We start from the raw sequence: 22875 nt of genomic DNA on the forward strand, positions 1-22875 counted from the left end.
TGTATTCCACCGGCGTCACCCCGCTTCCATTATACCAGATGACACTAAAGTGTCTACAAGTTCTGAAAGAATTTACGGACTGAAGTCCGTGGTTTTTACCAGCCGCTTGTTAAATAAAACATCCAATTGTCCTCCGAGTGGAGGGCGGTGTTGTAGGCATGATACGGCCGGCAATCGATAAATGCAACGGTCCCCCGAGACAGCGCCCAGGTGTTACCCTCGTAAGAAAGCACCCCCTCTCCCGAGAGCGTGTAGAGAAGCAGATACATCTTTTTGTCTTCGCGGCGGGTATAGTATTCTCTTTTCGCCCAAAATTTACCAATTTCTTCCACAAAAAACGGCGGTTTCTTTGCAGTGGTCTGCACATGAGAGATCAGCCAAACGGACTCCTTTCCGACATTGAGCCGATAATCCAGATACATTGCCATCACCCCTTCACCGCACCCAGCAATATTGTCCTGTCTATACGCAACTTTTCCCAATTGACATCCCTCGGGGCCTATCATACAATAAACCTGTAGGTGTATTGCACAATTATCTCCCATGATTTCCACTTATTATGTGCATTCATTGGAAAGGAGCCAGTCATGAAAAAAGCAACGGATATCCTGCGCCTATCTCTCAGCATGTTTTTGTCTCTCTCCCTGTGCCTGTCGGGTGGGATAACACAGGTCCGCGCCGCCGAGACGCGTCCGGACGACACCGCCACGGATGTTCTCTACGGGCGTTTTCAGACGCCGCCTCGCGAGAGCAAATCCCGCCCCTTGTGGTTTTGGAACAGCGCGGGTCGCCGCCTGAGCGACATCACCAAGGAGGGCATCCGCGAGATCATGGTGGGGTCCAGCGAACAAAGCGGTTATTTTGGGTTCGGCATCCTGCCCAACTGGCTGGACAACTATCTCTCCGACGACTACCTGGAGCTCTACGGATACGCACTGGCGGTGGCCAAGGAATTGGGCATGAAGATGTGTCTGTACGACGAAGACGGCTTCCCGAGCGGGACGGCGGGCGGCCTGCTGGCCCGGGACTTCCCGGAGTCCACACTGAAACGTCTGGACAAGAGCGAGACGGACGTCGCGGGACCCGCCCCCGTGACTCTGGCCATCCCCCAAGGGGCCTACCGGACCTACTTGGGCGCGGTGGCCGTGAACACCGACACCCACGAGATCCTCGACATCTCCGACCGCGCGGTCTTCGCCGACGAGCCGGCGGTCGGCGTGTCCGCCTCCACCTCTCACGCCGCTCTCGGCGGCGAGACCTTCGGCCCCGACCGGGCCTTTGACGGCGACTACGGCACCCGCTGGAACGCGGGGTCCTCCATAGGCGTCGATCAATGGCTGGAGACGCACTACGAGACAGATACCACTGTGGACCGAGTGGTCATCCGGGAAGCGCTCGGCCGAATCCGGTCGTACGCCGTCCAGTACTACGACGGAAACGGCTGGGTGGACCTCGCGGCCGGTTCCACTCTCGGAGCACTGCGGGAACACAGTTTTCCGGCGGTGACGGCCCGGCGGTTCCGCCTGATGATTTACACAACCAGCGCGCCCACCGATTCCGCCTCGATTTACGAAGTGGAGTGGTTCCACGACGGCGTCAAACTGCCTACACCCGCGGTCGGCGACAACTTTGACCGCGTCGTCTGGGAGGCGCCGGCCGGCACTTGGAAGGTGATGGCGTTTGCCTCTGTCAAAGACGGCGACGGTCTGGTGGACTATCTGAGCGGGGAGGCCGTAGACAACTTCATTGCGACCACTCACGAGGTTTATTACGAGCACTTCTCCGAGTACTTCGGCGACGTCATCGACAGCGCCTTCTATGACGAGCCCATGCTCTACCACGCCCAAGGCCGCACCTGGACGGGCCGGTTCAACGAACTGTTTGAGGCGGCATACGGGTACAATCCCATTACTCTCTACCCCGCTCTCTGGTACGACATCGGCGGCGCCACCGCGTCGGCGCGAAACGCGCTCTTCGGTTTTCGTACGGAGCTGTTCGCCACCCAATACATCAAGCGGCTAAACGACTGGTGCCGGGCGCACGGCATCGCGCTGACCGGCCACATGGATCAAGAGGAGAACGTCAATCCGACTACGTCGCCCGGCGACATGCTGAAGATCTTTTCCCACCAGGACATCCCAGGTGTCGACGAAGTCTTCGCCTACGACCGGGCTCTCAAGGCCTACAAACTCGTCAGCTCCTCCGCCTATAACTGGGACAAGGGCCTTGTGATGACCGAAACCTACGGCGGGATGGGCGAGAACATGGGCATCCCCGTCCTTTACAAGGACATCATGAACCAGCTCGTCCGCGGCATCAACTTTGTGGTGCCCCACGCCATCTGGTACAACAACGAGAGAGCCATCGACAACCCGCCGGAGCTCTCGTTCCGCAGCGCGCGGTATGGCCCGGAACTGCCGGCGTACAACGATTTCATCGGCCGAGTCAGCGGCTTGCTGCAAAACGGACGCCACGTGGCGGACATCGGCGTCGTCTACCCCATTCACACCCTGCAGGCCGCGACCCAGTTTGACGTCGGCAACCCCTATTACGGCGTCGCACCGGAGGAGGCCGACTACATGGATCTCGGTCACATGCTCTCCACGACCCTCCGCCGGGACTTCACTTACCTGCATCCGGAGATCATCGCCGAGCGCTGCGAGGCGGACGGAGACACCTTCCGGCTGCAAAACGACGTCAACTACGAAAACTATAAAGTCCTGATCATGCCCGGCGCCAAGACCATCAGTCTGGCGGCCTTAGAGAAGATTCAAGACTTCTTCGAAGGCGGCGGGCAAGTGATCGCAACCACCCAACTCCCCTATCAGTCCGCGGAATCGGGCCGCGACGGCGAGGTCAGAGAGATCATCTCCGAGATGTTCGGTGTGGAGGCTTCGGCGCTTCTGCCGTCCACCGCACTGCAGTACACCGCCTCCTCCTTTTTCCAAAACAACCCCCAGTACGCACCGGAGAAAGCCTTTGATGGCGAAGCCTCCAACGGAAGCCGCTGGAATGCGGGCGACCAATCGGGCGGAAATCAGTGGCTGCAGGTGGACTTCGGGCGGGACGTGACCGTGAGCCGTGCCGTCATCCAGGAGAACCCGCCCTACCGCGTCACCGCTTATCGGGTGCAGGCCTGGGACGGTGCTGGTTGGACCGACTGCGCTTCGGGCACCTCCATCGGCGCCTCGGCCGCCGTCGATTTCACCCCGGTGACCACCGACCGAGTCCGGCTGTATATCGACGCCATCGTATCTGACAGCGTCTCAATCCAAGAATTCGCCCTCTACCATGGCGGCGGCAACAACCTGGCCAGGCCCGAGGAATTGCTCGCGGAACAGGAAAACGAGGCCGGCGGCCGCGCCGTCTTCCTCGGCCGCGCCTACACGGACACCCTGGCGGACACCCTGGACCGCCTGCTGCCCGTCTTCGACGTGAAGGTGACGGGCGTACCCGGCGCGCTGCCGGGCGGCAGTTTCAGCTACCTCCACAAAGTGAAGGACGGACACGAGATCTACTACTTTGCAAACTCCGGCGACACCGCCCTCAGCGGGACAGTGGACCTGCGCGGCCGGCTCTCGGCACCCATGCTCTGGAATCCGCACGACGGTACCAGAACCGCGGCCGCCTGCGAAATCCTCACGGTGGACGGCATCCCGGTTACCCGGGTGACTCTCTCTCTCGACAAAGTCAGTTCGGTGTTTATCGTCGCCCGGCCCGCCGGCGAAATGATCGTCTCGGTTCACCCAGATAAGACCGCCCGGACAGTCACAGTCGCCGGTTCCGGTTTCTCGCCCCACCAGCGGGTCGCGCTCCTGGCCGCTTACCAGCGCACCCCATCGGCGTCCGACTGCGACTACGCCGCTGAGATCTTCGCGGACGAGGCCGGCGATGTGCGCGTCACCCTGCCGGCCGAAGCGACGCAAGACCTGCCGTGGCTGGGCGGACATCGGTACGAGGCGTCGCTGGACGGTGTCGCGGCGTCCGCGCCAATCTTCGCGACGACCGTAAAAGCGCACTCCTCGGCCCGTGTCTCCCTGCGTATCAAGGGGAGAGCGCCGCTGAACTTCTCCATCGACAGCGCGGTTTACGAATTCGCATCCAGCAACCCGGATGTCGTGAGCGTGGACCAAAACGGCCTGGTCACGGGACGAAAGGCCGGCACCACCCTCGTCACCCTGCGCGCTCTGGATGGCAGCGGTCTCATGCATGTCGTCACGGTGAGCGTCGGATAAACAGCGCACTGCAGGGAGCGTTCGGCCGAAACCACACGGCCGGACGCTCCCTGAGTCAGTGCTCCCCCCACGAAGCACCATTTTCAAACGGGAAAGGTGAGATAGAAACGCCTCCTTCCTGATACTGGGACGGCCATTGGCCCGTCTCTTTTTTGAAAATTTTGGAAAAATAGTAGGGGTCGCTGTACCCGAGGAACTGCGCGATGTCCTTCATCCGCAGATCGGACTGCCCGACGATCATACGTTTGGCCTTCTCGATACGCAGGCGCGTCATGTATTCCGCCGGGCTGACCCCCTTGTGCCGGCGGAACACCTTGCTTACATAGGATGGGACAAAGCCGAACTCCTGCGACAGCATCGCGTTTGTAATGTTTTTGTTGTAATTTTGCTGTAAGTACCGTTCAATGTTGACGATGAGCTCCTTTTGCACCACTTTGCACTCGACGCCGTGGAAGTGGTCCAAAATCGCATACAGGTTCTCCGTCAAGTCTTTGGGCGTCATCGCGTTGGTAATGGCCTCGCTCATGTCAAGCTTCACGCCCGCCTTCATCGTGTGATAGATGCGCTGGTCGCAGATGATCACGTCGAGAAAACGGACAAACTCCATCTGCGAAAGCCGCCCCTCCACCGCGCGCTCGACGGCGGAGGCGACGAAGTTGCGCAGCAACCGGCTGTTTTGGTTCACCAACGCGTTTACAATGTCTTCGATCGGAAGATCGGCAACGGTGATCTTCGCTTTCTCCGCGACGGCAGCATCCCATAGGCACTGCGAGCGGCACAGTTTGATCTCGTTGTACATCCGTGCGCGCAGTGCCCGGATGATCGCGCCGACTTCTCCCATCGCCACCAGCGAGGAGAAGCCGCACAGCGTCACTGCCAGTGGGGCGGCCAGTTTGGTGAGCCGTGTAAAGATACCGTCCGCAAGGCGCTGCACCCGGTCGGACGGCACATTTTCGAGAACGATAACCCGCTCCGCCCGGACTTTGCCTTCGAAAATCAGTACGTGCTCCGTCTCGTGCAGCATCATGCCGATCAGCGCCTCAAGCAGAAAGCTCTCCCAAAAAACGGCGCCCGGCACCATTGTGTCGTTCGGCACCATCGGCCAGGCACCCACACAGGCCAGCAGCACCAGACATTTTTCTTCACTCGTATCCGACGGCGCCTCACCTCCCTGTATACTCCTTGAGAGGAGGTCTCGTTTCTTGCTGATCTCCCGCATGGCGCACATACCTTCCAACCGGCCGAGCAATTCGGACAGTTTTTCCCGGGAGACAGGTTTCAGCAAATAGTCGATCGCGCCGAGCCGCAACGCGGACTGGGCATAAAAGAAATCCTGATATCCGCTCAAGATGATCGTCAGACAATCCGGGTACAGGGTCCGCACTCGCTCCAGAAGCTGCAGGCCGTCCATGACAGGCATCTGGATGTCGGTGATCAACACGTCCACCCGTTCCTTGGCCAGACGGTTCAACGCCGCCTGCCCGTTGAGTTCACACCCGATCACGGAAAACTGCGGCGACGCCTGTTCGACCATCTTCTTAACGGCGCGTCCTATGGGCGGTTCATCCTCAACCAGCAACACTTTGATCATGTTTACCTCCGCAAATAGACACAATTGTCCCCGTCGGCTCGTTGCGGCCGATCGTACAACAGGCCCCTCCAAAAAACTTGAGTCGAATGATCGTATTGGCCAGTCCCAGCCCACCGATTTTCATATCCGTGTAATTGGCCGGCAGGTCCTTCGTATATTGTTGCACCTTTTTCTCAATCTCCAGCCGTTTTTCCTCATCGAACCCGCTGCCGTTGTCGGCGATGGTGATGCGCCAGCCATCCGGCGTGACGTGCGCGGACACATGGATATACCAGGGAGGCAGCACTCGTTTAAATCCGTGTTCAAAGCAGTTTTCGACGATGGGTTGCAGGACAAACCTTGCGATTGGGATGAAATCAAGCATCGGTTCCGCGTCGATACAATAGGAGAAATGCTCCTCATAGCGCAGCTTCATCAGGTCGAGATAATTATACAGATTTTCGATCTCCTGCCCAATGGTGGACGGCCGTGTGTCAGAGGAATAGCGCATAATTTCAGAGATTTTTGAACAGGTGCCGACGATCTCCTCATTGTCGATTTCCATGCCGATGCTGCTCAAAATCGAGAGAGAATTGAATAAAAAATGTGGATTCATCTGGGACTGCAGCGCCTGCAGATACGCCTTTTTCTCGTAGGCGATGGAATTCGTGAGCCGCCTCAGCATCGAGGAAAACGCCACGCTGAGCTCCTGCACCTCATCCATCCCTTCCGCCTTGCCGCCCCAGTCGGACGGAATGTTTCCGAAGGAGACTCCGCGCACCTTTTGGCTGAGGAGTACCAGCGGCCTGGTGATTCGTTTTGAGATCACATAGACCATCACAAGCAGCACGAGCAGGAGCACCACATCGCCGATCAGCAGAAAAAATAAAATGGATCGATAGGGTTGCAGCATGCTCTCCCGCCCCTGTGCCAATACGACCTCCCATCCGTACTGATCCACCGAGTACCGCGCGACGCTGTAGCTGCTGCTCGTCATCCTATCCCGAAATGAACTGTCCCCCGGGAAGATCTGCGCGCCCTCTCCGTCGAAAAGAAATACATGCAAATCGGACAGCGCGTCCGGTACGATGCGTCCGCTCAATTTTTCCTCCGACTGCTGGAGTTCGATGACGCCGTAGATCTCGCTTGAGTAGTAGTCGGTGATGGGCATCAAAAACGAGACGTAGCGCTCGGTGAACATCCCGGACCAGCGGTCCGGCTGCGGAGGCAGGATAAGAAATCGCTCCCCCTGCGCGGCAAAGACGTCGACCAGCGCCTGCCTGTCCGGATACACCGCACGGGTGATCGCCCGTCCGTCCGGCTTCGGGTCGATCGGCGCGCCGGAGTAAATGAAATCACCGTGTTGATTGTACACATTGATGCGCCAGATCGGCATGCTCGGCCCGTTGTGGGAGGCCAGGATGCTGGCGATATCGATCCGCGTGAGCACGTCGTCTTCGAAGTAATTGCCACTGTGTTGCTGCTTTTGCAAGGAGACAAAAATGTTCATGATTCGGTTGTCGCTCTTGATCTGCTCCGCCATCTTGGACATCTCATCCAAGTAGTCCTGCACTTGGGACGCCGTCTTCTCCGCGAGCTGCGCCAGATGGATCTCGGCGGTCTTCCGACTGATCTCCGCCACATAGCGGTAGGCGAACACCGACAGCGCAAGCACGATCACACTGAACACCAGGGAGTAACTGCCCATCAGCTTGCGTAGGAACCCGCCGCCCTGTTTTCGACTTTGCATGTTCACCTCCACCCATCATGTCCGACATTCCGTACCCGCGCGTCCCCGGCGCCGTTTGGGCGCCGGATCACAAAATCACATGGGGAATCTGCAACAGATCGGCCGTCTTGGCAAACAACGCCCCGTTGTGCCCGACCGACAGGGCAAAATGGTGCGTGGGCGCCTCGGCAAACCAAGCGTCCATATAGGCGTCGGGTGCCTTCGGGAACCGGACCGGCGTCTGCGTATTGCCGATCTGCATGATCGGACCGTCTGTGGCTTCCCCTTCGCTGATGATCAATTTCAGACGGCCGTCACGGGTCTGCGTACACCCGAGCAGCGTCACCGGGCCGCTTCTCACCTTGGCCTCCACCGAGACGCCAGAGCCCCGCTTCCCGTGGTAGAGCCCCATTCCGCGCAGAATGGGTTTGCCGTTCGAGATTGCGATGTGGAACGGACCGTCGTGCCCCACCAGGATCGTGCCGTTTGCGTAATCGACGATCACGATTTCGCAAAAACTCCCGCCCACGTTAAGCACGTCGCAGATCTTCATGGCGAGCGCCGTCTTCAGGTCGCCCTCACCCGCACAAGGAATCCCCCGGGCCGTGAGCAGCGAATGCCCCACGATGAATCCCGATTGCAGCCGCTCGTAGGCATTGTCGGCGGCGCCGTGGTAGTAATACGCGAGCGCGTCCAGGCCGTGAGCGCGTACCAGTTTCTCCTGCGCCGCCGCCACCAGACACGACCAGTCCATCTGCGCTTTTGTCGGCTTTCGGGCCAGCGGGTCCGCGTCTGAGTCTCCGCTGATCTGAAACATGGCCTGCACCTGCCGGTGTTTCTCCGCCCGCTCCTCCTGCGTCACCTGCGCCAACGCCTGGTCGAGGTCGCACATCTCAAGGATATCCACATGGATCCCGGTCTGCGCCTGCACCATCGTGAAATCGCTGTACAGGTCCAACATGCCGCTGTAGTTGTTCCCCAAAAACCCAAACCGGGCCCCGCGCAGCGCGCGCCTGACACTGGCCGCCCCGATGTACTGGGCAATCTCCTCCCAAGCGTGCCGCGCTTCCGGCCGGTGCGCCGACACCTCGTCCGCCACGGCCTCCGCCGGGTTCTCTGCGAGCCCCAGCAGGCCGTTCACCACGCGGTACCGAATGCCGGCGCGGTGCAGGGCGTTTGTGAGTTCCGGCACGGAACAGCCCGCACACTGGGCAAGCCACTCCCCCGTCGTTGTTCCGGCGTAGTCGAGCTGGGGCGCCGGCTGCAAATTTAAGATCACAACGGGCGCGGGACATGCCTGATGCACTGGCAGCACGCTGTCGCTGGTCACATAGGTCGCGTTGTGGCAGAAGACGATATCCACATGCCGTTCCGCGAAAAATGCTCCCGCTCGCAGGCCGGAATCGGCGTCTTCTACCAGACCGAAGTTGTACACCTCGCCGCCGCAAGCCGTCATCTTTTGTTCAATGAATTTTCCATATTTTTCTAATCTTGCCCGCATGCCCGAGAACTGAGCCCAGTAAGCCTTGAGGCCCACCGAATATAGCCCCACACGGACGACGGGATGCGGTTTGATGTTGTCTCTCATATTTGACTCGCCTCTTTACATTTGTAATCTTTTCTCTTATAATAGATGGTGTGAGGGCCGGCACTTTGTCCGCCTATGGCGCGGTCTGTCTGCGAGATATGGGGCGCCTTTTATTGTCTCAATGGATCTTCATCGACAGACATCCTATCCGCCCGAAAAGGAGTGGCATCATGCGAAATTACATTCGATACGCCGCGCGCCTTCTCCCCTGGTTGCTGGTTCTGACCTCCTGCCGGGGCAACGGCGTCGTACCCACGGATACCCCCGCACCTACACCGACGCCCAAACCCCCGATATATGCGCTGATCGTCAAAGAGAAAACCAACCCCTATATGTTAAAAATGTACGAGGGCTTTGCCGCGGCCTGCGAGGAAATCGGCGCCGTGCCCATTTTCGAGGGACCTAGCGCCTACACGGCAAACGCGCAGATAGAGATCATCGAACGGCTGGTCGACGCGCGTTCCGTCGACGCCATCGCCATCGCCGCCAATGACGCCGACGCGCTGGAACCCTCGCTGCAGGCGGCCATGGCAGCCGGCATCAGCGTCCTCTCCCTGGACTCCTCCGTAAACCCCGGCAGCCGGATGACACACATCCAGCAGGCGAGTCCCGAACTCATCGGCCGGGTGCTGATCCAGGCGGCCTGGAGCATGACCGACGGCCACGGGAAAGTGGGGCTCATCTCATCCACTCTCTATGCCACCAACCAAAACCTCTGGATCTCCTGGATGCTGAAAGAGATCGAGGAAAATCCTCTGAAATACCGGGATTTTGAATTGCTGCCGGTACTGTACGGTGACGACGATCCCGACAAATCGACCGAGGCCGCCCTGTCTCTCCTGCGGACGCACAGCGATCTCAAAGCCATCATCACCCCCTCCGTCGTCGGCATGCTGGCGGTGGGCCGTGTGCTGGAGACCCGCTCGCCCGATGTGGTCTTCACCGGCCTCGGGCTCCCCTCCGAGATTGCGTCGTTTATCCGGAGCGGACACTGCCCGTGGATGTATCTCTGGAATCCAATCGACATCGGATATCTGGCGGCCTGGTCGGCCCATGCGCTGCACGCCGATGAAATCACCGGGGCGGTGGGAGACATCCTGACAGCCGGCCGCCTCGGGCAGCGGTTCGTGACGGTCAGCGCGGACGGCGGCACCGAGATCCTTCTCGGAGACCCCGTCAAATTCGACAGCGACAACATCGGAGAGTGGGAACTCGTCTACTGAGAGTTCGGCGGACGGCAAACCTTGAGGTCCGCCGATAGGCTGACGCACTGTCTGGCCTCCGCCACGCCGCCAAACTCCCCTCCCGTGATCATTTGGGCCAGCAAGTTTCCTACGGCCGTGGCCTCCGTGGGGCCCGCCAGCACCGTCTTGCCCGTGCGCCGTGCCGTGAGCGCGTTTAGATAGGCGTCTTTGGCGCCCCCGCCGATAATGTGGATGTCTCGGAAGGTGCGCCCCGTCAGCGTCTCCAGGGCCTGCGCGGTCTGCCCGTAACAGACGGCGAGGCTGTTGTAGATCACAGCGGCCAGCGCGCCCGGCGTCTGAGGAACCGCCTGCCCGCTCTCGGCACAGCAGCGCGCGATCTCTCCCGACATGTTCTCCGGCGACAAAAACCGGTTGTCGTTGCAGTCGACGAGAGATGTGATCGTCTCCCGAGCCGCCATCTCGCTGAGCGCGTCGAAAGAGTAGGCGCCGCCCAGTTCCCGGCCGACGCATTGCAGCATCCAAAGGCCCATGATATTTTTGAGGAAGCGGTATGTCCCTCCGTAGCCGCCCTCGTTTGTAAAGTTGTGCGCCCGGCTCTGGGGCGAACAGTCCGGCGCGGCGCGCTCCGTGCCCATCAGCGACCATGTCCCGGAACTGATGTAGAGTACATCTTGCCCCGACGCGGGTACCGCCAGTACGGCCGATCCGGTGTCGTGGGTCACAGGCGCCACCACCGCGCAGCCGTATCCCACCGCCGTCCGTACGGCGGGCGTCAGCGTCCCGAGTTCTGTCCCGGGCGGGACGATCTCTTGGAAGATATCCCGCGGGTACCCGCACGCGGCGATCAGCTCGTCGTCCCACTGTCTCCGCGTGGCGTTCACGAGCTGCGTCGTCGTCGCGTTTGTGTACTCGGTCTTGCGCGCGCCGCAGAGCAGAAAGTGAAAATAGTCGGGGAGCAGCAACAGGCATCTCGCCTTTTGCAAGTGCTCTTCCCGGCTGTTTTTGACGGCCATCAACTGGTAGATCGTGTTGAAGATCTGCTTTTGGATCCCGGTTCTTCGGTACAGTTCCTCCTCGGACATCCGCCGTGCAACCAGCGCGTCCATGCCGTTTGTACGGGTGTCTCGGTAGCTGACGGGGCAGCCTAGCACCTGCCCCGTCCCGTCGAGAAGGACGAAATCGACGCCCCAGGTGTCGACCCCGACACTCACCGGGACTCTTCCCATCTCTCCGCATTTTCTCATGCCGGCCAGCACCTCGGCAAACAGGGCGTTAAAATCCCAGCAGCACATGCCGTTTTGGCGCAGAAGGTTGTTCCGGAAGCGGTGGATCTCCTCAAACACGAGACGGCCGTCCTGTTTATATCCCAGGACATGACGCCCGCTGGAAGCGCCGATGTCGACGGCCAGATAATATCGCATGACACAAGCCTCCCGTCGCGTCCGGCCGCCCGGCCGGACCTTCTGTTTTTGAAAAAAGTGCCCGGCAGAAAATGTCGGCACACGGCCGGAACCGGGCGCGGACGTCACGCCGACGTTTCGTCAAAGAGCGCCCGGGCATAGGCGCCAAGTACCGCGACACGCCGGGCGAGATCGCCGGTGCCCGCCAATAGACCGTCGTCCAGTCCCTTTGTCGTGCGCGCCTCGTGCCCGATGAGCGCCCAAGCTGCCTCGTAGAGGTGTGCGAACGCCGGCTCCGCCAGTTTCTCGCAGACAAAGCTCTGGCGCGGCTGGTTGATGTCCTCGCCGGAAATCTCAAAGAGACCGTGCCGCCGGCAGAGCGCTTGCACCCGCGCAAGCTGCCGGGCCGTATTGCGGGAGGGCATGTAAGTCACCGCCGCAAATCCCAGTGACGGCAGCGCCGCCATCAATTCGTCGAGATACTCGTCCTCGAAATTTTGGTCCTTTTTATCGCCCGTCGCCGAACCGCGCACATCCCCCAGGTAAGGGTACGCCAACACGATCCGGTGCGCCCGGCAGAAAACCGCGAGGGTTTCGACGGGCGGGCACTCCTCCCCGACCGGCAGATAGAACCGCTCGACGAGGGATGCTTTCAACACGCCCAGCAGATCGTAGTTCCGATAGGGCTGCCGCGCATCGGCCAGCGCAGTCCGCTGCGCGGCCCCGAGCGGCAAGTGCAACGTGCGCTCCACCACCGCGGCAGGATCCTTTTCTTCCAATATTTTACTACTCAAGGCATACAAAATATGTCGCTCGGTGACACTACCGCCCGTATCGGCCTCGGAAAGCGGCCGGACCTCTTTGTCGTAGTCCAGCCGAAGACCCTCCGGCAGCATGGCATTGAGGCGCGGTACCATGGCGCGGTTGCGGCGCTCCCGCGCCGCTGTGTACGGCGCCATGAAGGCCGCCACCGCGTCAAAACAGCCGTGCGGAACTCCATGCAGCGCCGCGTAAGAGATGCCGATTTGATCCGGGTTGTTGGTGCGGCGGCGGCCAAACGGTGTGCCGGCCATGCTGGTGCGGCACTCAAGCCCAATGGTAACCGGCATAGCAAAGCTCTGACCTGCCGCCAAAAACTCCCGCGCACCGCCGATGGTGTCGTGGTCCATGAGCCCCGCCGTACAGAGACCGGCCTGCGCCGCCTTCCACACCGCCGCCGCGGGCGAATAAGGCGAAAAACTGTAGATGGTGTGGATGTGGTTGTTCGTAAAACGCGTGCGGACCGGCGCCGGCGCCCGGGCCGCCGCCTGCGCGGCGCGCAGCCGCTCCGCCGCGGCGGGCGCGTTCAGTCCCGGCCAGATTTCCTTTTCCATCGTGTCCCTCATCTCAGCATGTTCTGTCCGCCCGTAACGGGGATGGCCTGTCCTGTTTCGTACACTTGCTCGACGCAGTACAGGATGGCCCGTGTCACGTCGAGCGGCTGGCAGCCCCGATTCATCGGCACCTTGCTCTCATAAAAACGGCGCACATCTTCCGCCGTCCGCGCGCCCGGCACCTTGCCCGCTTTCAGATACTGCGTGAACAGACCGTGCTCCGGGTCTGCCCAGAGCGGCCCCTCGAAATAGTTGCCGGGGCAGATGGCGTTGACCTTGATGCCGTCTTCCACCAATTCTTTGGCAAAACTTTGTACCAGTCCGATTCCGCCAAACTTGCCGCCCGCGTACGCAAAGTTTTTTTTGGAGCCCTCGAGGCCCGATTTGGAGTTGATCTGGATGATGTCGTAACTCCGCTCCGGATGCTGCGCGCGCTGCGCGCGCATGGCGCGCGCAGCATACTTGACGCAGAGGAAAAACGCCGTATAGTTGACGTGCGTCATCCGCTCAAAAATCTTAAGATCCATGTCCTCCAGTCCTCCCGATTGGAGGATGCCGGCGTTGGAAATGAATACATCCAGCCGTCCGAACCGCGCCATCGTCTCCCGCACCAGCGCTTCGACCTCCGTCTCGGCGCCCACGTCGACGCCGATGGCAAATTCCCCCAGGCGCGCCGCCGTCTGCTCCGCCAGCGCGCGGTTGCGGTCGGCGATGATCACGCGCGCACCTTCCGCTTTCAAACATTCGGCGATGCCCTCGCCGAAGCCCTGCGCCGAACCCGTGATGACGCATACTTTGTCTTTCAGCCTGTTCACGCGCTTTCCTCCTTGTCAACTCGGCATTAAAGAGTTCCTAAGCGGGTCCCTCTCATCACATCAGCCGGGCAGCGGACGGCCGTGCGCCAGCAGCCAGGCCTCCGCCTCCGCATGCCACAATCCGCCGTGCCGCTCGACGATCGCGCCAAGGGCGGGGCTTATCCGCCGCCCCACCTCGTCTACGGCGGTGAGCGGCAGTGACAGATGCGTGTAGATCAACTTCTTTCCACCCGGGATTTCCGGCAGCCGTAACGTCGTGTCGACCACGCAGTCGAGGCCCCCCACATGGGTGATCATCGCCGCGGGGTTCAGCTTGCCGCCCGCCATCATCGCGAGCGCCTCCCGCATGTCGTCCGTATTGCCGCCGGAGTTGCCCGCCACGTGCGTCGCCATGTAATGTACGTTGTAGAAGTTAAACCGCGCCGCGAAAGCGGGGTCCGTCGGCCCCGCAAAGAAATTCAAGCAGCCGTCATACGCGAGGATCGCGTCCGCCTGTTCCACCACGGGCGCGACGGGTGCGTACACAAATACGTCGTCAAACCCGCGTCCGTCCTCCGTTTGCGCCCGCAGGGCGCCCGGCACGTCCGGCACGTCCTTTGTATTTAAATAGCGCAGCACGACCCCCTGCCGGCGGGCCTCGTCCGGCGGATACAGCGCCGCCGCGCGGGTGAGCCGCGCCTCGTCGATGTCCGTCACCATCAGGAGTCCCGGTCGCCGGTCGCTGTGGAGCGCGTAATCAATCGCCCCCAGCCCCATCGGCCCGACCCCTGCCAGCAGCGCCATGTTCCCGCCGGCGCGGATACCCATCTGATGTTCGTACGAGCCCGGCGCCGTGTGGTAGTTGACGTGAAACCCCCCCACAATACAGCTGGCCGGCTCCGCGAGACTCCCCATGAAGAACGCGTCGCCCTCGTATTTCAGCAGACAGTTCCGCTCCATCACTACGGCCGGGAGAATTACATAGGTGGCGTCGCCGCCAAGATAGGGAAACGAATAGCCCGGCGCGGCATGCACATTGCCGGGGTCACTCAGCGCCGGCTGAATTGAAAACTTCTCCCCGGGACGAACCAGATCCCGCCACTTGGCGCCCACTTCACAGATAGCCCCGCAGAACTCATGGCCGATGATGACAGGACGTTCGCCCACATCCGCCGGCACACGCTTGTGCGCCGCCCCCTGCTCCGCCGCCTTATGAGACGACATGCACACGCTGTCCGAGACGATCTTCGCCAAAATCTCATCATCCCGGATCGGCGGCAGCACAAAGCGCTCCAGTCTCAGGTCCCGTCTGCCATACAGGCGCACAGCCGTTGTCTCCATCATCTTCCCTCCCTTGCGGGCCGGGTACGACGCCCGGTCCGCGTATGTGCGGTGTGAGAGCCCCTGTGTATACAGCACCCTTATATGCCGAGCCGTTCGCGGCGCATTTTCTCGCCGGTGGCAAAGCTCATCCCCGGTGTGTGCCCGGGGAGCGGCACAATCTTCTGGTGAATGGCGTCCAGGATCCAGAAGGCTTGCGGGTAATACCAATCTTCCAGCTCCGGGCAAGGCGCGATGACGTTCGGCGCCCCCACCACCACCGGCGGCCCGTCCAGGTCGTCGAAACAAAATTCCGTGATATTGCGCGCCATGTCGTTCAGATGGCTGCCGCGTTCACACGCGTCCGACACCAGGACGATCCGCCCTGTTTTTTTGACGCTCTCGGCCACGGGCGCGTAATCAAACGGCACCAAGCTTCGTGCATCAATGACCTCGGCCGACAGTCCGTATGTCTCCTGCAGCACGTCGGCCGCCTGCATCGCAGCATACAACGACGCCCCCACCGACAAAATCGTCACATCCGTGCCCACGCGTTTCACGTCCGGCAATCCCAACGGGATCTCGTACGCCTCCCGTGGCACGCCCCCCTCGTGGAACCGCTCGCCCATGTCGTAGAGCTTCTGACTCTCAAAAAACACCACGGGGTCGGTACCGTTCAGCGCCGCCGTCATCAACCCCTTGGCGTCATACGGCGTGGCCGGGAAACACACTTTCAGCCCGGGAATATGCGCCGCCAGACTCGTCCAGTCCTGCGCGTGCTGAGCCCCGTATTTCGACCCCACCGAGACGCGCAGCACCACCGGCATCTGCAGCGCACCCGCACTCATCGCCTGCCATTTGGAGAGCTGGTTGAACACCTCGTCGCCCGCCCGTCCCAGAAAGTCACAGTACATGAGCTCTGGCACGCATCGGCCGCCCATCAGGCCGTAGCCCACGGCCGCCGCCACAATGGTACCCTCCGAGATCGGCGTGTTGAAAAAGCGGTGGTAGGGCATGGACTCCGTTACGCCGCCGTAGACACCGAACGCGCCGCCCCAGTCTCGGTTGTCCTCACCGAAGGCGATGAGTGTCGGATCCTCGTAGAACTTGTCTAAAATGGTCTCGAAGAGCGCGTCGCGTATGCTGTACTGTCGGATCTTGCTGACCGGCTTTCCGTCTGATCCTATCTCGGAACGCACCTTGTCCGCCAGTTTTTTCAGCCGGCTGTTGGTCTCCTTTGGCGCCAGCGCTTCCGGTTCGCCGTCCGCCATCTTGCGTTTTGTCTGATTGGAGAACATGTACTTTCGAATGGCGTCCGGTTCCGCCATCAGGTCCATGCGGGGCGACACGTTCTCGTCGATCGCCAGCTTCATGATACGGGTAATGCGCGCGCGCAGCCCGGCCTCCGTCTCCTCCAACGCGCTCACGCCGCTCAACCCCGCGCCCGTCAGCTCCTGTTTGAAAGCCGCGATGGAGTCCACCGCCTGCCAGGCCTCGATCTCCTCTTTCGTGCGGTACGACGACGAGTCGGTCGCCGAGTGCCCGACGTACCGATAGGTAACGGTGTCGAGCAACACCGGGCCCTCTCTATTTTCCAATATTTTCTTTTTTCGGGTGAAGGCGTCGATGACCGCCAGCACATTGTATCCGTCCACGCGTTCGGCGTGGAGCTGTGTGGGCGAGAGACCCGCTCCGATACGTGCCAGGACATCGTAAGCCATCGTCTCCCCAGACGTCTGGCCGCCCATGCCGTAAGCATTGTTGAAGACATTGAAGATAAGCGGCAGTCCGCCTTTCATGTCGCCCTCCCAGAGCTGCGTAAACTGACCCTGCGCCGCGAAGTTGAGCGCCTCCCACACCGGCCCGCAGCCCAGCGATCCGTCGCCGATGTTGCACACCACCACCCCGGGTTTGCGGTTTACCTTGTTGTACAGCGCGGCCCCCACGGTGATGCCCGCCGAACCCCCGACAATGGCGTTGTTCGGATAGATGCCAAACGGCGTGAAGAATACGTGCATCGAGTTCCCAAGGCCCCCGGTAAACCCGTTCCGACGCCCAAACAACTCCGCCATGAAGCCGTACAGCAAAAAGTCCAGCGCCACGTCGCGCACCTGCCCGGATGTGTTGTGTGCTTCCACCGCCGACAGCAGCGCTCCGCCCATAAAGCGCTTCATGATGTCATAGAGCTCATCTTCCGGCAGATTTTTGATCGCCGCGCAGCCCTTGGCCAGCACTTCCCCGTGGCTGCGGTGCGACCCGAAGATGACGTCGTCTTTCGTGAGTGTGTACGCCATGCCAACGGCACCGGCCTCCTGCCCCACGTACAGATGCGCCGGTCCGGTATAGACGTATTCGACGCCGCCGTACTGCTTCACCGTGCGTACGGAGTACAGCATCGTCTCAAATTCGCGAATCAGATACATGTCTCGGTGCAGCCCCAGGAGATCTTCCCTTGTGTACGCCTTTGCCGCCTCCGCAAACGGCGTGCTGTATTGGTTGAGCGGGATAGGTGCAAATGTCAGCATACTCGCTGCACGCACTTTGGCCGGGTCGACAAACAATGATTTTGGCATATGGCTTTGTTCTCCTTTTCTGTGCCCGGGTGGCTGTCGGCGGGCGTGGTGATTGACAGGTGGTGGGCAAGTGGATTTGATCAGGCTTCGAACAGCGTTTCGCGCAAAATCTCGCCCACTGTGGGGTGGGGAAAGATGACTTTTTTGAGCGCCTCGATAGGTACTTCGCGCCCCATCGCCAGCGAAACTGTGGAGATAATCTCGGAGCACGGATTGCCCAGCATATGTACGCCCAGCAGCCGCTGCCCCAGCAGCACCAATTTGCAGAGCCCGTCTGCTCCCTCGTTTTCCGCTACAAAGCGTCCCGAATAACGCATCGACAGCTTCACCTCTCGGGCCTCGTAACCCTTGGCCCGCGCCGTCTCCAGCGTCTCGCCGCAACCCGCCGCCTCCGGATTTGTGTACAGCACCGAGGGAATCGCTCCGTACTCCATCCTGTCCCGGCGCCCCAGCATCGTGTTTACCGCCACCTCGGCCTCCCGATACGCCGTGTGCGCCAGCATGGACTTGCCGTTGCAGTCCCCTGCGGCGTACACGCCGGGGACATTGGTCCGCATCTGCTCGTCTGTTGCCACTGCGCCGCGCTCCGTCGCCACACCCAGCGTCTCAAGACCGACGCCTTCCGTAACGGCGCGCCGGCCCACGCTGCACAGCGTCACCTCGGCCCCCAGCGCGTCGATGGACCGCACGCGCGCCCCCAAGGCAAAGGACACGCCCTTTTTCTCATAGATCTTCTGCAGCATCTCAGAGATCTCCCGGTCCGTCGGTCCGGCGATCTTGTCTAGCATCTCGTACACCGTGACCTTTGTCCCGATGGAATTGAACACGCTGGCCATTTCGAGCCCAATGATGCCCCCGCCGATGACGGCCAGCGTCTTCGGCACGGTCTCTAAGTCGAGGATCTCACGGTTCGTCAGCGCCCGTTCGATGCCCTCGACCGGTGGCCGTATCGGTTCCGAGCCGGTCGCGATGAGCACCTGCCGTCCAATGCGGCCGCCCACGCGAAAGCCGCCCTCCGCGCGCGCCTCCAGCGCCGCCGCCTCACGCACCACGGTCACGCCATGTTTCTTCAGTTTCGCCTCGATGCCCGCCACGTTGGCTCTCACCACCCGATTTTTTCGGGCGATAACCGCGGCGTGATCGTAGTCGGCTCGCGGTACCGTGACACCGTATTTGTCCGTCTTTGTGTAATCGTAGAGTTTCGCGGCGTGGAGCAATGTCTTGGATGGGATACATCCCTCGTTGAGACACACCCCGCCGAGCGCCCGCTTTTCAAACAGGCAGACCGTCATCCCCGCGGCGCCCGCACGCTCCGCCGCAAGATACCCCGCCGGTCCGCCCCCCAACACGATCAAATCAAACATGTCCGTCCTCCTTCATCGCCCCAGCAGCAGGCTGAACTGCTCCAGATTCCGGCACAGCGCCTGCAGAAAGCGCGACGCCGGCGCGCCGTCCACCGCCCGGTGGTCGTAGGTGAGCGAGAGTGTGACGGCCGGGTAGCTCCGCAGCGTCCCCGTCTCCGTCCGCACGCGTTCCGTCACCGCACAGACACCCAAGATACCCGTCTGCGGCGCGTTTAGCACAGGCGTGAAGCTCTCCACGCCAAACATACCAAGGTTCGAGACCGTAAACGAGCCGCCCGTGAGATCCTCCGGCGCGACGCGTCCGGCGCGCGCGTCCGCGGCCAGCTGCTTGACGCACCGACTGAGTGCCCGCAGCGAGAGGGTGTCGGCTTCCCACACCACCGGCACCAAGAGCCCCCGCGGCGTGTCCACCGCACAGGCCAAGTTGACATGCGTAAACACCCGAAGCGAGTCTTCCATAAAATGGGAATTTAATTCCATGTGCTCCGGCAGCGTCCGCGCGACGGCATAGAGGATCATGTCCGTCAGTGTGACGGCGCTCATCTCCTCCGATGCCTTGCACAGCGCCCGGTACGCGAGCAGTGCCGTCGCGTCGAACGAAGCGTTGTGCGTGAGCTGCGCCGTGCTTTGCAGCGAATCGTACATGTTCCGGGCAATGCGTTTTCGCAGGTATGTAAGCGGCCTATCCTCATACCCGGCGCCGGCCTTCGGCGCGTCGGCCGCGGGCGCCGGTTGGGCGGACGTCTCGCCCGATTCGATCAGCGCGCGCACGTCTCGTTCGATGACGCGCGCCTCCGGCCCCGTCGGCCGGGCCTCGGCTGCGTCCACCCCCGCCTTGTCGGCCAGACGGCGCGCGCGCGGCGAGATTTTCGCGCCGCGCGCCGTACCGGCGGCATTTTCCGCGCCGACAAACGCCGGCGCGGCCAGTTTCGTTGCGGCCGGCGCATTCGGGGCGCTCGACGTCTCCGTCGGCACAGTCGGACTGCCAATCGCCTCCGCCTCGGGCACGGCCTCTCCGGGCGCGCCGATGGCGCACAACGGCGCCTTGATCAGCTTCTCTTCGCCCTCCTCACACCAGATGGCCAATACCGTGCCCGCCGCCTCTGCCTCCACGTCGAAGGAGGATTTGCCTGTCTCCAACGTGAACAGGATATCCCCCATTTTGACCGCATCCCCTACACGTACATGCCACGCGGCCAGCACCGCGCTCTCTTCACTGACGCCTATTTGCGGTAGCCGTATGATTGTCGCCATCATCAATTCCTCCTGTTTGGGCGCCCATCGCCTCCGTGCGTGTCTCGGGCCACCGACTTCCGGTATGCCTCGCTCTCCCAACCGTCGATGAACTGCTTGGCCGCGTCACTCATCGGGACAAGCCGGATACCCCGGGCGTCGGCCGTCTCATAGAGGTAGACGACGGCCGTCAGCAGTTCTTCCAGCGCCAGAGCCTCCGTCTTCCCCATCCGATACACCCCCGCCAACACCTCCTCCGGCTGATGGGCGAGGTAGACAAGCTGATCCGGATACAGGCAGCTCTCCATGAGCCGGGCACGGCCGTAATCTTTCCGGTGCGCCGCGAGGAACGGCGTGGCGGACCGGTAGAGATTTTCCCCCTCCTCTTGGAGAGAGACGGCCGGGTAGTCCGGCGCCCGGAACCAGTTTTTTAACGCCGCGCAGACCGCCTCGTGCCGACACAACGCCTCCGACGCCGTCGGCCCCGAGGCGATCAACCCGTGATTTTGCAAAAAGATCAGATGCTGCCCCGCCGGGTTGTGCGCCACGGCCCGGCGGATGGCAAACGAGAGCCGCGCGCCGGGGTCCACATAGGGAACAAAACAATAGGGGATGTCTGCCAGCGCCTCGCGCAAAATCTCTTCGGGCCGCTGCGCGCAGCACGCCAGATTCGCATACACCGTGTGCGTGTGCGCCACATAGGTGTCGAGCAGAGCGTGCGCACCGGCCTCCACCGACGGCCGCAGGGGCGTTTCGCCCTCCCACGTCACGGTGTGCGCCTTGGCCACGCCGGCGCCGCGCGGCTCCGCCTCGTCCCCCAACGCGGCCGGATCCGTCTCCTCATAAAACGCCGCCACCGGCGGATAGCGCAGCAGGGCGTAGCCCCGCCGGGGCGTGATGTCGTCCAGACGAAACCCGGAGGCCTTGACCGCCATCAGCCCGTCGGACAGTTTGACAGAGGTATTACCACCACCGCCCTGGACATGTTCCGGCCGGCCGATCCGCGCCGACATGTCGGCAAATGCGGCGAGCGCGCGCCGGTGCGTCTCCCAAAAGATCTCTCTGTCCATCGACTACCCCCTTTTGCGCAACACTGTCTGTTCGTACGCTTGCACTTCCGAGAACCAAGCGGCACCCACCGGCACCCGGCTGCGCGTGCACCACTCGTCCCACACCGCTCCGAACGGGAATGTCTTCAGCTCCTCTTGAAGCATCAGGAGCTCCGTAAAACGGTTCTCCTCCTGGAGCGTCCGCAGGTATCCGGCCGGCTCCAACAAGGCCAGCAGCAACGCCTTTTGCATATTGCGCGTGCCGATGACCCAGGCCGCGATTCGGTTGATGGACGCGTCGAAGAAGTCGAGACCAATCAGGACCCGCTCCAGCGCGTCGTTGCGCACGATCTCTCTGGCGATTTCCCGCACTTCGTCGTCCAGCCGCACCACATGGTCGGAGTCCCAGCGCACCGGCCGGCTCACATGGAGCGGCAGCTTGTCGAAAAAGGTGAGCATGCTGGAGATCTTGTCGCTGATCATCTCCGTCGGATGATAATGCCCGCTGTCAAGCAAGTTGTACACACCCGGCCGGCCGGCGGCGTAGCCGATGCAGAACTCACTGCTGCCCACTGTGTACGCCTCCAGACCGATGCCGAACACCTTGCTCTCCACGCTGTCGACGACGCCCGGCAGGGGCTCCTCAAAGATACGGTCCAAGCTCTCCCGCAGCCGCAGGCGCGGCCCCAACCGATCGGCGGGGGTGTCCTTGTATCCGTCCGGTACCCAGATGTTGTTGAGCACTGGCATACCCAACGCCCCCGCGATGTGGGACGCGATGCGGCGGCAGGCGACGCCATGCCGCACCCAATAGTCGCGCACCGCCCTGTCCGGACTGGACAGCGTGAGGTTCTCCCGCACCATGGGGTGGCTGAAGAAGGTGGGGTTGAAATCGATTCCGAGGCCGCGCGCACGGGCAAAATCCACCCACTGCGCAAAGTGTTCCGGCTGCAGCGCGTCCCTGTCTGCCTGCGCGCCGTCGAAAATCGCATAGTTCGCGTGCAGGTTGATCCGCTTCTTCCCCGGAATCAAGGAGGCGGCCTTGTCGAAGTCGGCCATCAGCTCTTCCGGGTTCCGAGCCCTGCCCGGATACTGCCCCGTGGTCTGGATGCCGCCCGACAGCACGCCTCCGGTATGTTCAAATCCGATGACGTCGTCCCCCTGCCAGCAGTGGATGCTGATGGCCGTGTCCGACAATGTCCGCAGTGCCGCCTCGGTGTCTACGCCTACGCCGGCGTAGGCATCCTTTGCCTTCAAATATTCACTCATCCAGATATGCTCCTTCTTTATCGAAATGTGGGCCGCGCATCGCACCAGCGGGCCTCGATGATATTACCCGGCACGCTGCCGGCCTTTCTTCAATTTTATTGTATCTCCTCCTGAAAAGAGAAACTAGGACGTAATTTTCAAAATAATCACGTCCTAGTTTTATATCCGAGCGT

The 22875-nt window shown here is 61.5% G+C and carries 15 protein-coding genes; 2 read left to right on the forward strand and 13 right to left on the reverse strand.

Features of this window, described 5'->3' with window-relative positions; genetic code table 11:
• Positions 1 to 95: 95 nt before the first annotated feature.
• On the reverse strand, positions 96 to 422 hold the full coding sequence (locus LBK75_11890) for an AraC family ligand binding domain-containing protein (GenBank protein MDR1158980.1): 327 nt from the start codon (positions 420 to 422) through the stop codon (positions 96 to 98).
• 165 nt (positions 423 to 587) lie between these two features.
• Between LBK75_11890 and LBK75_11895 the strand changes: the two genes are divergently transcribed.
• The gene (locus LBK75_11895) at positions 588 to 4235 is read left to right on the forward strand and encodes a discoidin domain-containing protein (protein MDR1158981.1); all 3648 of its coding nucleotides are present in this window, start codon (positions 588 to 590) and stop codon (positions 4233 to 4235) included.
• Positions 4236 to 4290: 55 nt separating this feature from the next.
• On the opposite strand, the gene LBK75_11900 is transcribed toward LBK75_11895, so the two are convergent.
• The 3 genes from LBK75_11900 to LBK75_11910 all read right to left on the reverse strand — a co-directional run bounded on the left by LBK75_11900 (position 4291) and on the right by LBK75_11910 (position 9122).
• A complete protein-coding gene (locus LBK75_11900; protein MDR1158982.1) occupies positions 4291 to 5826 on the reverse strand; it encodes a response regulator in 1536 nt (511 codons plus the stop codon).
• The gene (locus tag LBK75_11905; protein MDR1158983.1) at positions 5804 to 7555 is read right to left on the reverse strand and encodes a histidine kinase; all 1752 of its coding nucleotides are present in this window, start codon (positions 7553 to 7555) and stop codon (positions 5804 to 5806) included. Before LBK75_11905 ends, LBK75_11900 begins: the two co-directional genes overlap by 23 nt.
• Positions 7556 to 7622: 67 nt before the next feature.
• A complete protein-coding gene (locus LBK75_11910; protein ID MDR1158984.1) occupies positions 7623 to 9122 on the reverse strand; it encodes an L-fucose/L-arabinose isomerase family protein in 1500 nt (499 codons plus the stop codon).
• Positions 9123 to 9292: 170 nt separating this feature from the next.
• On the opposite strand from LBK75_11910, the gene LBK75_11915 reads away from it, so the two are divergent.
• Complete coding sequence (locus LBK75_11915; GenBank protein ID MDR1158985.1) at positions 9293 to 10345, forward strand: substrate-binding domain-containing protein; 1053 nt, start codon at positions 9293 to 9295, stop codon at positions 10343 to 10345.
• On the opposite strand, the gene rhaB is transcribed toward LBK75_11915, so the two are convergent.
• The 9 genes from rhaB to LBK75_11960 form a co-directional block, all read right to left on the reverse strand.
• A complete protein-coding gene (gene rhaB / locus LBK75_11920) occupies positions 10339 to 11748 on the reverse strand; it encodes a rhamnulokinase (GenBank protein MDR1158986.1) in 1410 nt (469 codons plus the stop codon). The two genes, LBK75_11915 and rhaB, sit on opposite strands and share 7 nt — an antisense overlap.
• Positions 11749 to 11852: 104 nt before the next feature.
• A complete protein-coding gene (locus LBK75_11925; GenBank protein ID MDR1158987.1) occupies positions 11853 to 13100 on the reverse strand; it encodes a PHP domain-containing protein in 1248 nt (415 codons plus the stop codon).
• 8 nt (positions 13101 to 13108) lie between these two features.
• Positions 13109 to 13915 (reverse strand): SDR family NAD(P)-dependent oxidoreductase, encoded by an 807-nt coding sequence (locus tag LBK75_11930; GenBank protein MDR1158988.1) that lies wholly within the window; start codon positions 13913 to 13915, stop codon positions 13109 to 13111.
• 60 nt (positions 13916 to 13975) lie between these two features.
• Entirely contained in the window at positions 13976 to 15238 is a 1263-nt protein-coding gene (locus LBK75_11935) for a zinc-binding dehydrogenase (GenBank protein ID MDR1158989.1), read from the reverse strand.
• Between the two features lie 77 nt (positions 15239 to 15315).
• A complete protein-coding gene (locus tag LBK75_11940; GenBank protein MDR1158990.1) occupies positions 15316 to 17787 on the reverse strand; it encodes a dehydrogenase in 2472 nt (823 codons plus the stop codon).
• Between the two features lie 80 nt (positions 17788 to 17867).
• The gene (locus LBK75_11945) at positions 17868 to 19151 is read right to left on the reverse strand and encodes an FAD-dependent oxidoreductase (GenBank protein ID MDR1158991.1); all 1284 of its coding nucleotides are present in this window, start codon (positions 19149 to 19151) and stop codon (positions 17868 to 17870) included.
• Positions 19152 to 19163: 12 nt separating this feature from the next.
• Entirely contained in the window at positions 19164 to 20405 is a 1242-nt protein-coding gene (locus tag LBK75_11950) for a 2-oxo acid dehydrogenase subunit E2 (protein ID MDR1158992.1), read from the reverse strand.
• 2 nt (positions 20406 to 20407) lie between these two features.
• Positions 20408 to 21454 (reverse strand): class II aldolase/adducin family protein, encoded by a 1047-nt coding sequence (locus LBK75_11955; protein MDR1158993.1) that lies wholly within the window; start codon positions 21452 to 21454, stop codon positions 20408 to 20410.
• A 3-nt stretch (positions 21455 to 21457) separates the two neighbouring features.
• On the reverse strand, positions 21458 to 22702 hold the full coding sequence (locus tag LBK75_11960) for an L-rhamnose isomerase (protein ID MDR1158994.1): 1245 nt from the start codon (positions 22700 to 22702) through the stop codon (positions 21458 to 21460).
• Positions 22703 to 22875 lie beyond the last annotated feature (173 nt).

The sequence above is a fragment of the Oscillospiraceae bacterium genome (assembly GCA_031265355.1).
Lineage (GTDB): Bacteria > Bacillota > Clostridia > Oscillospirales > UBA929 > JAIRTA01.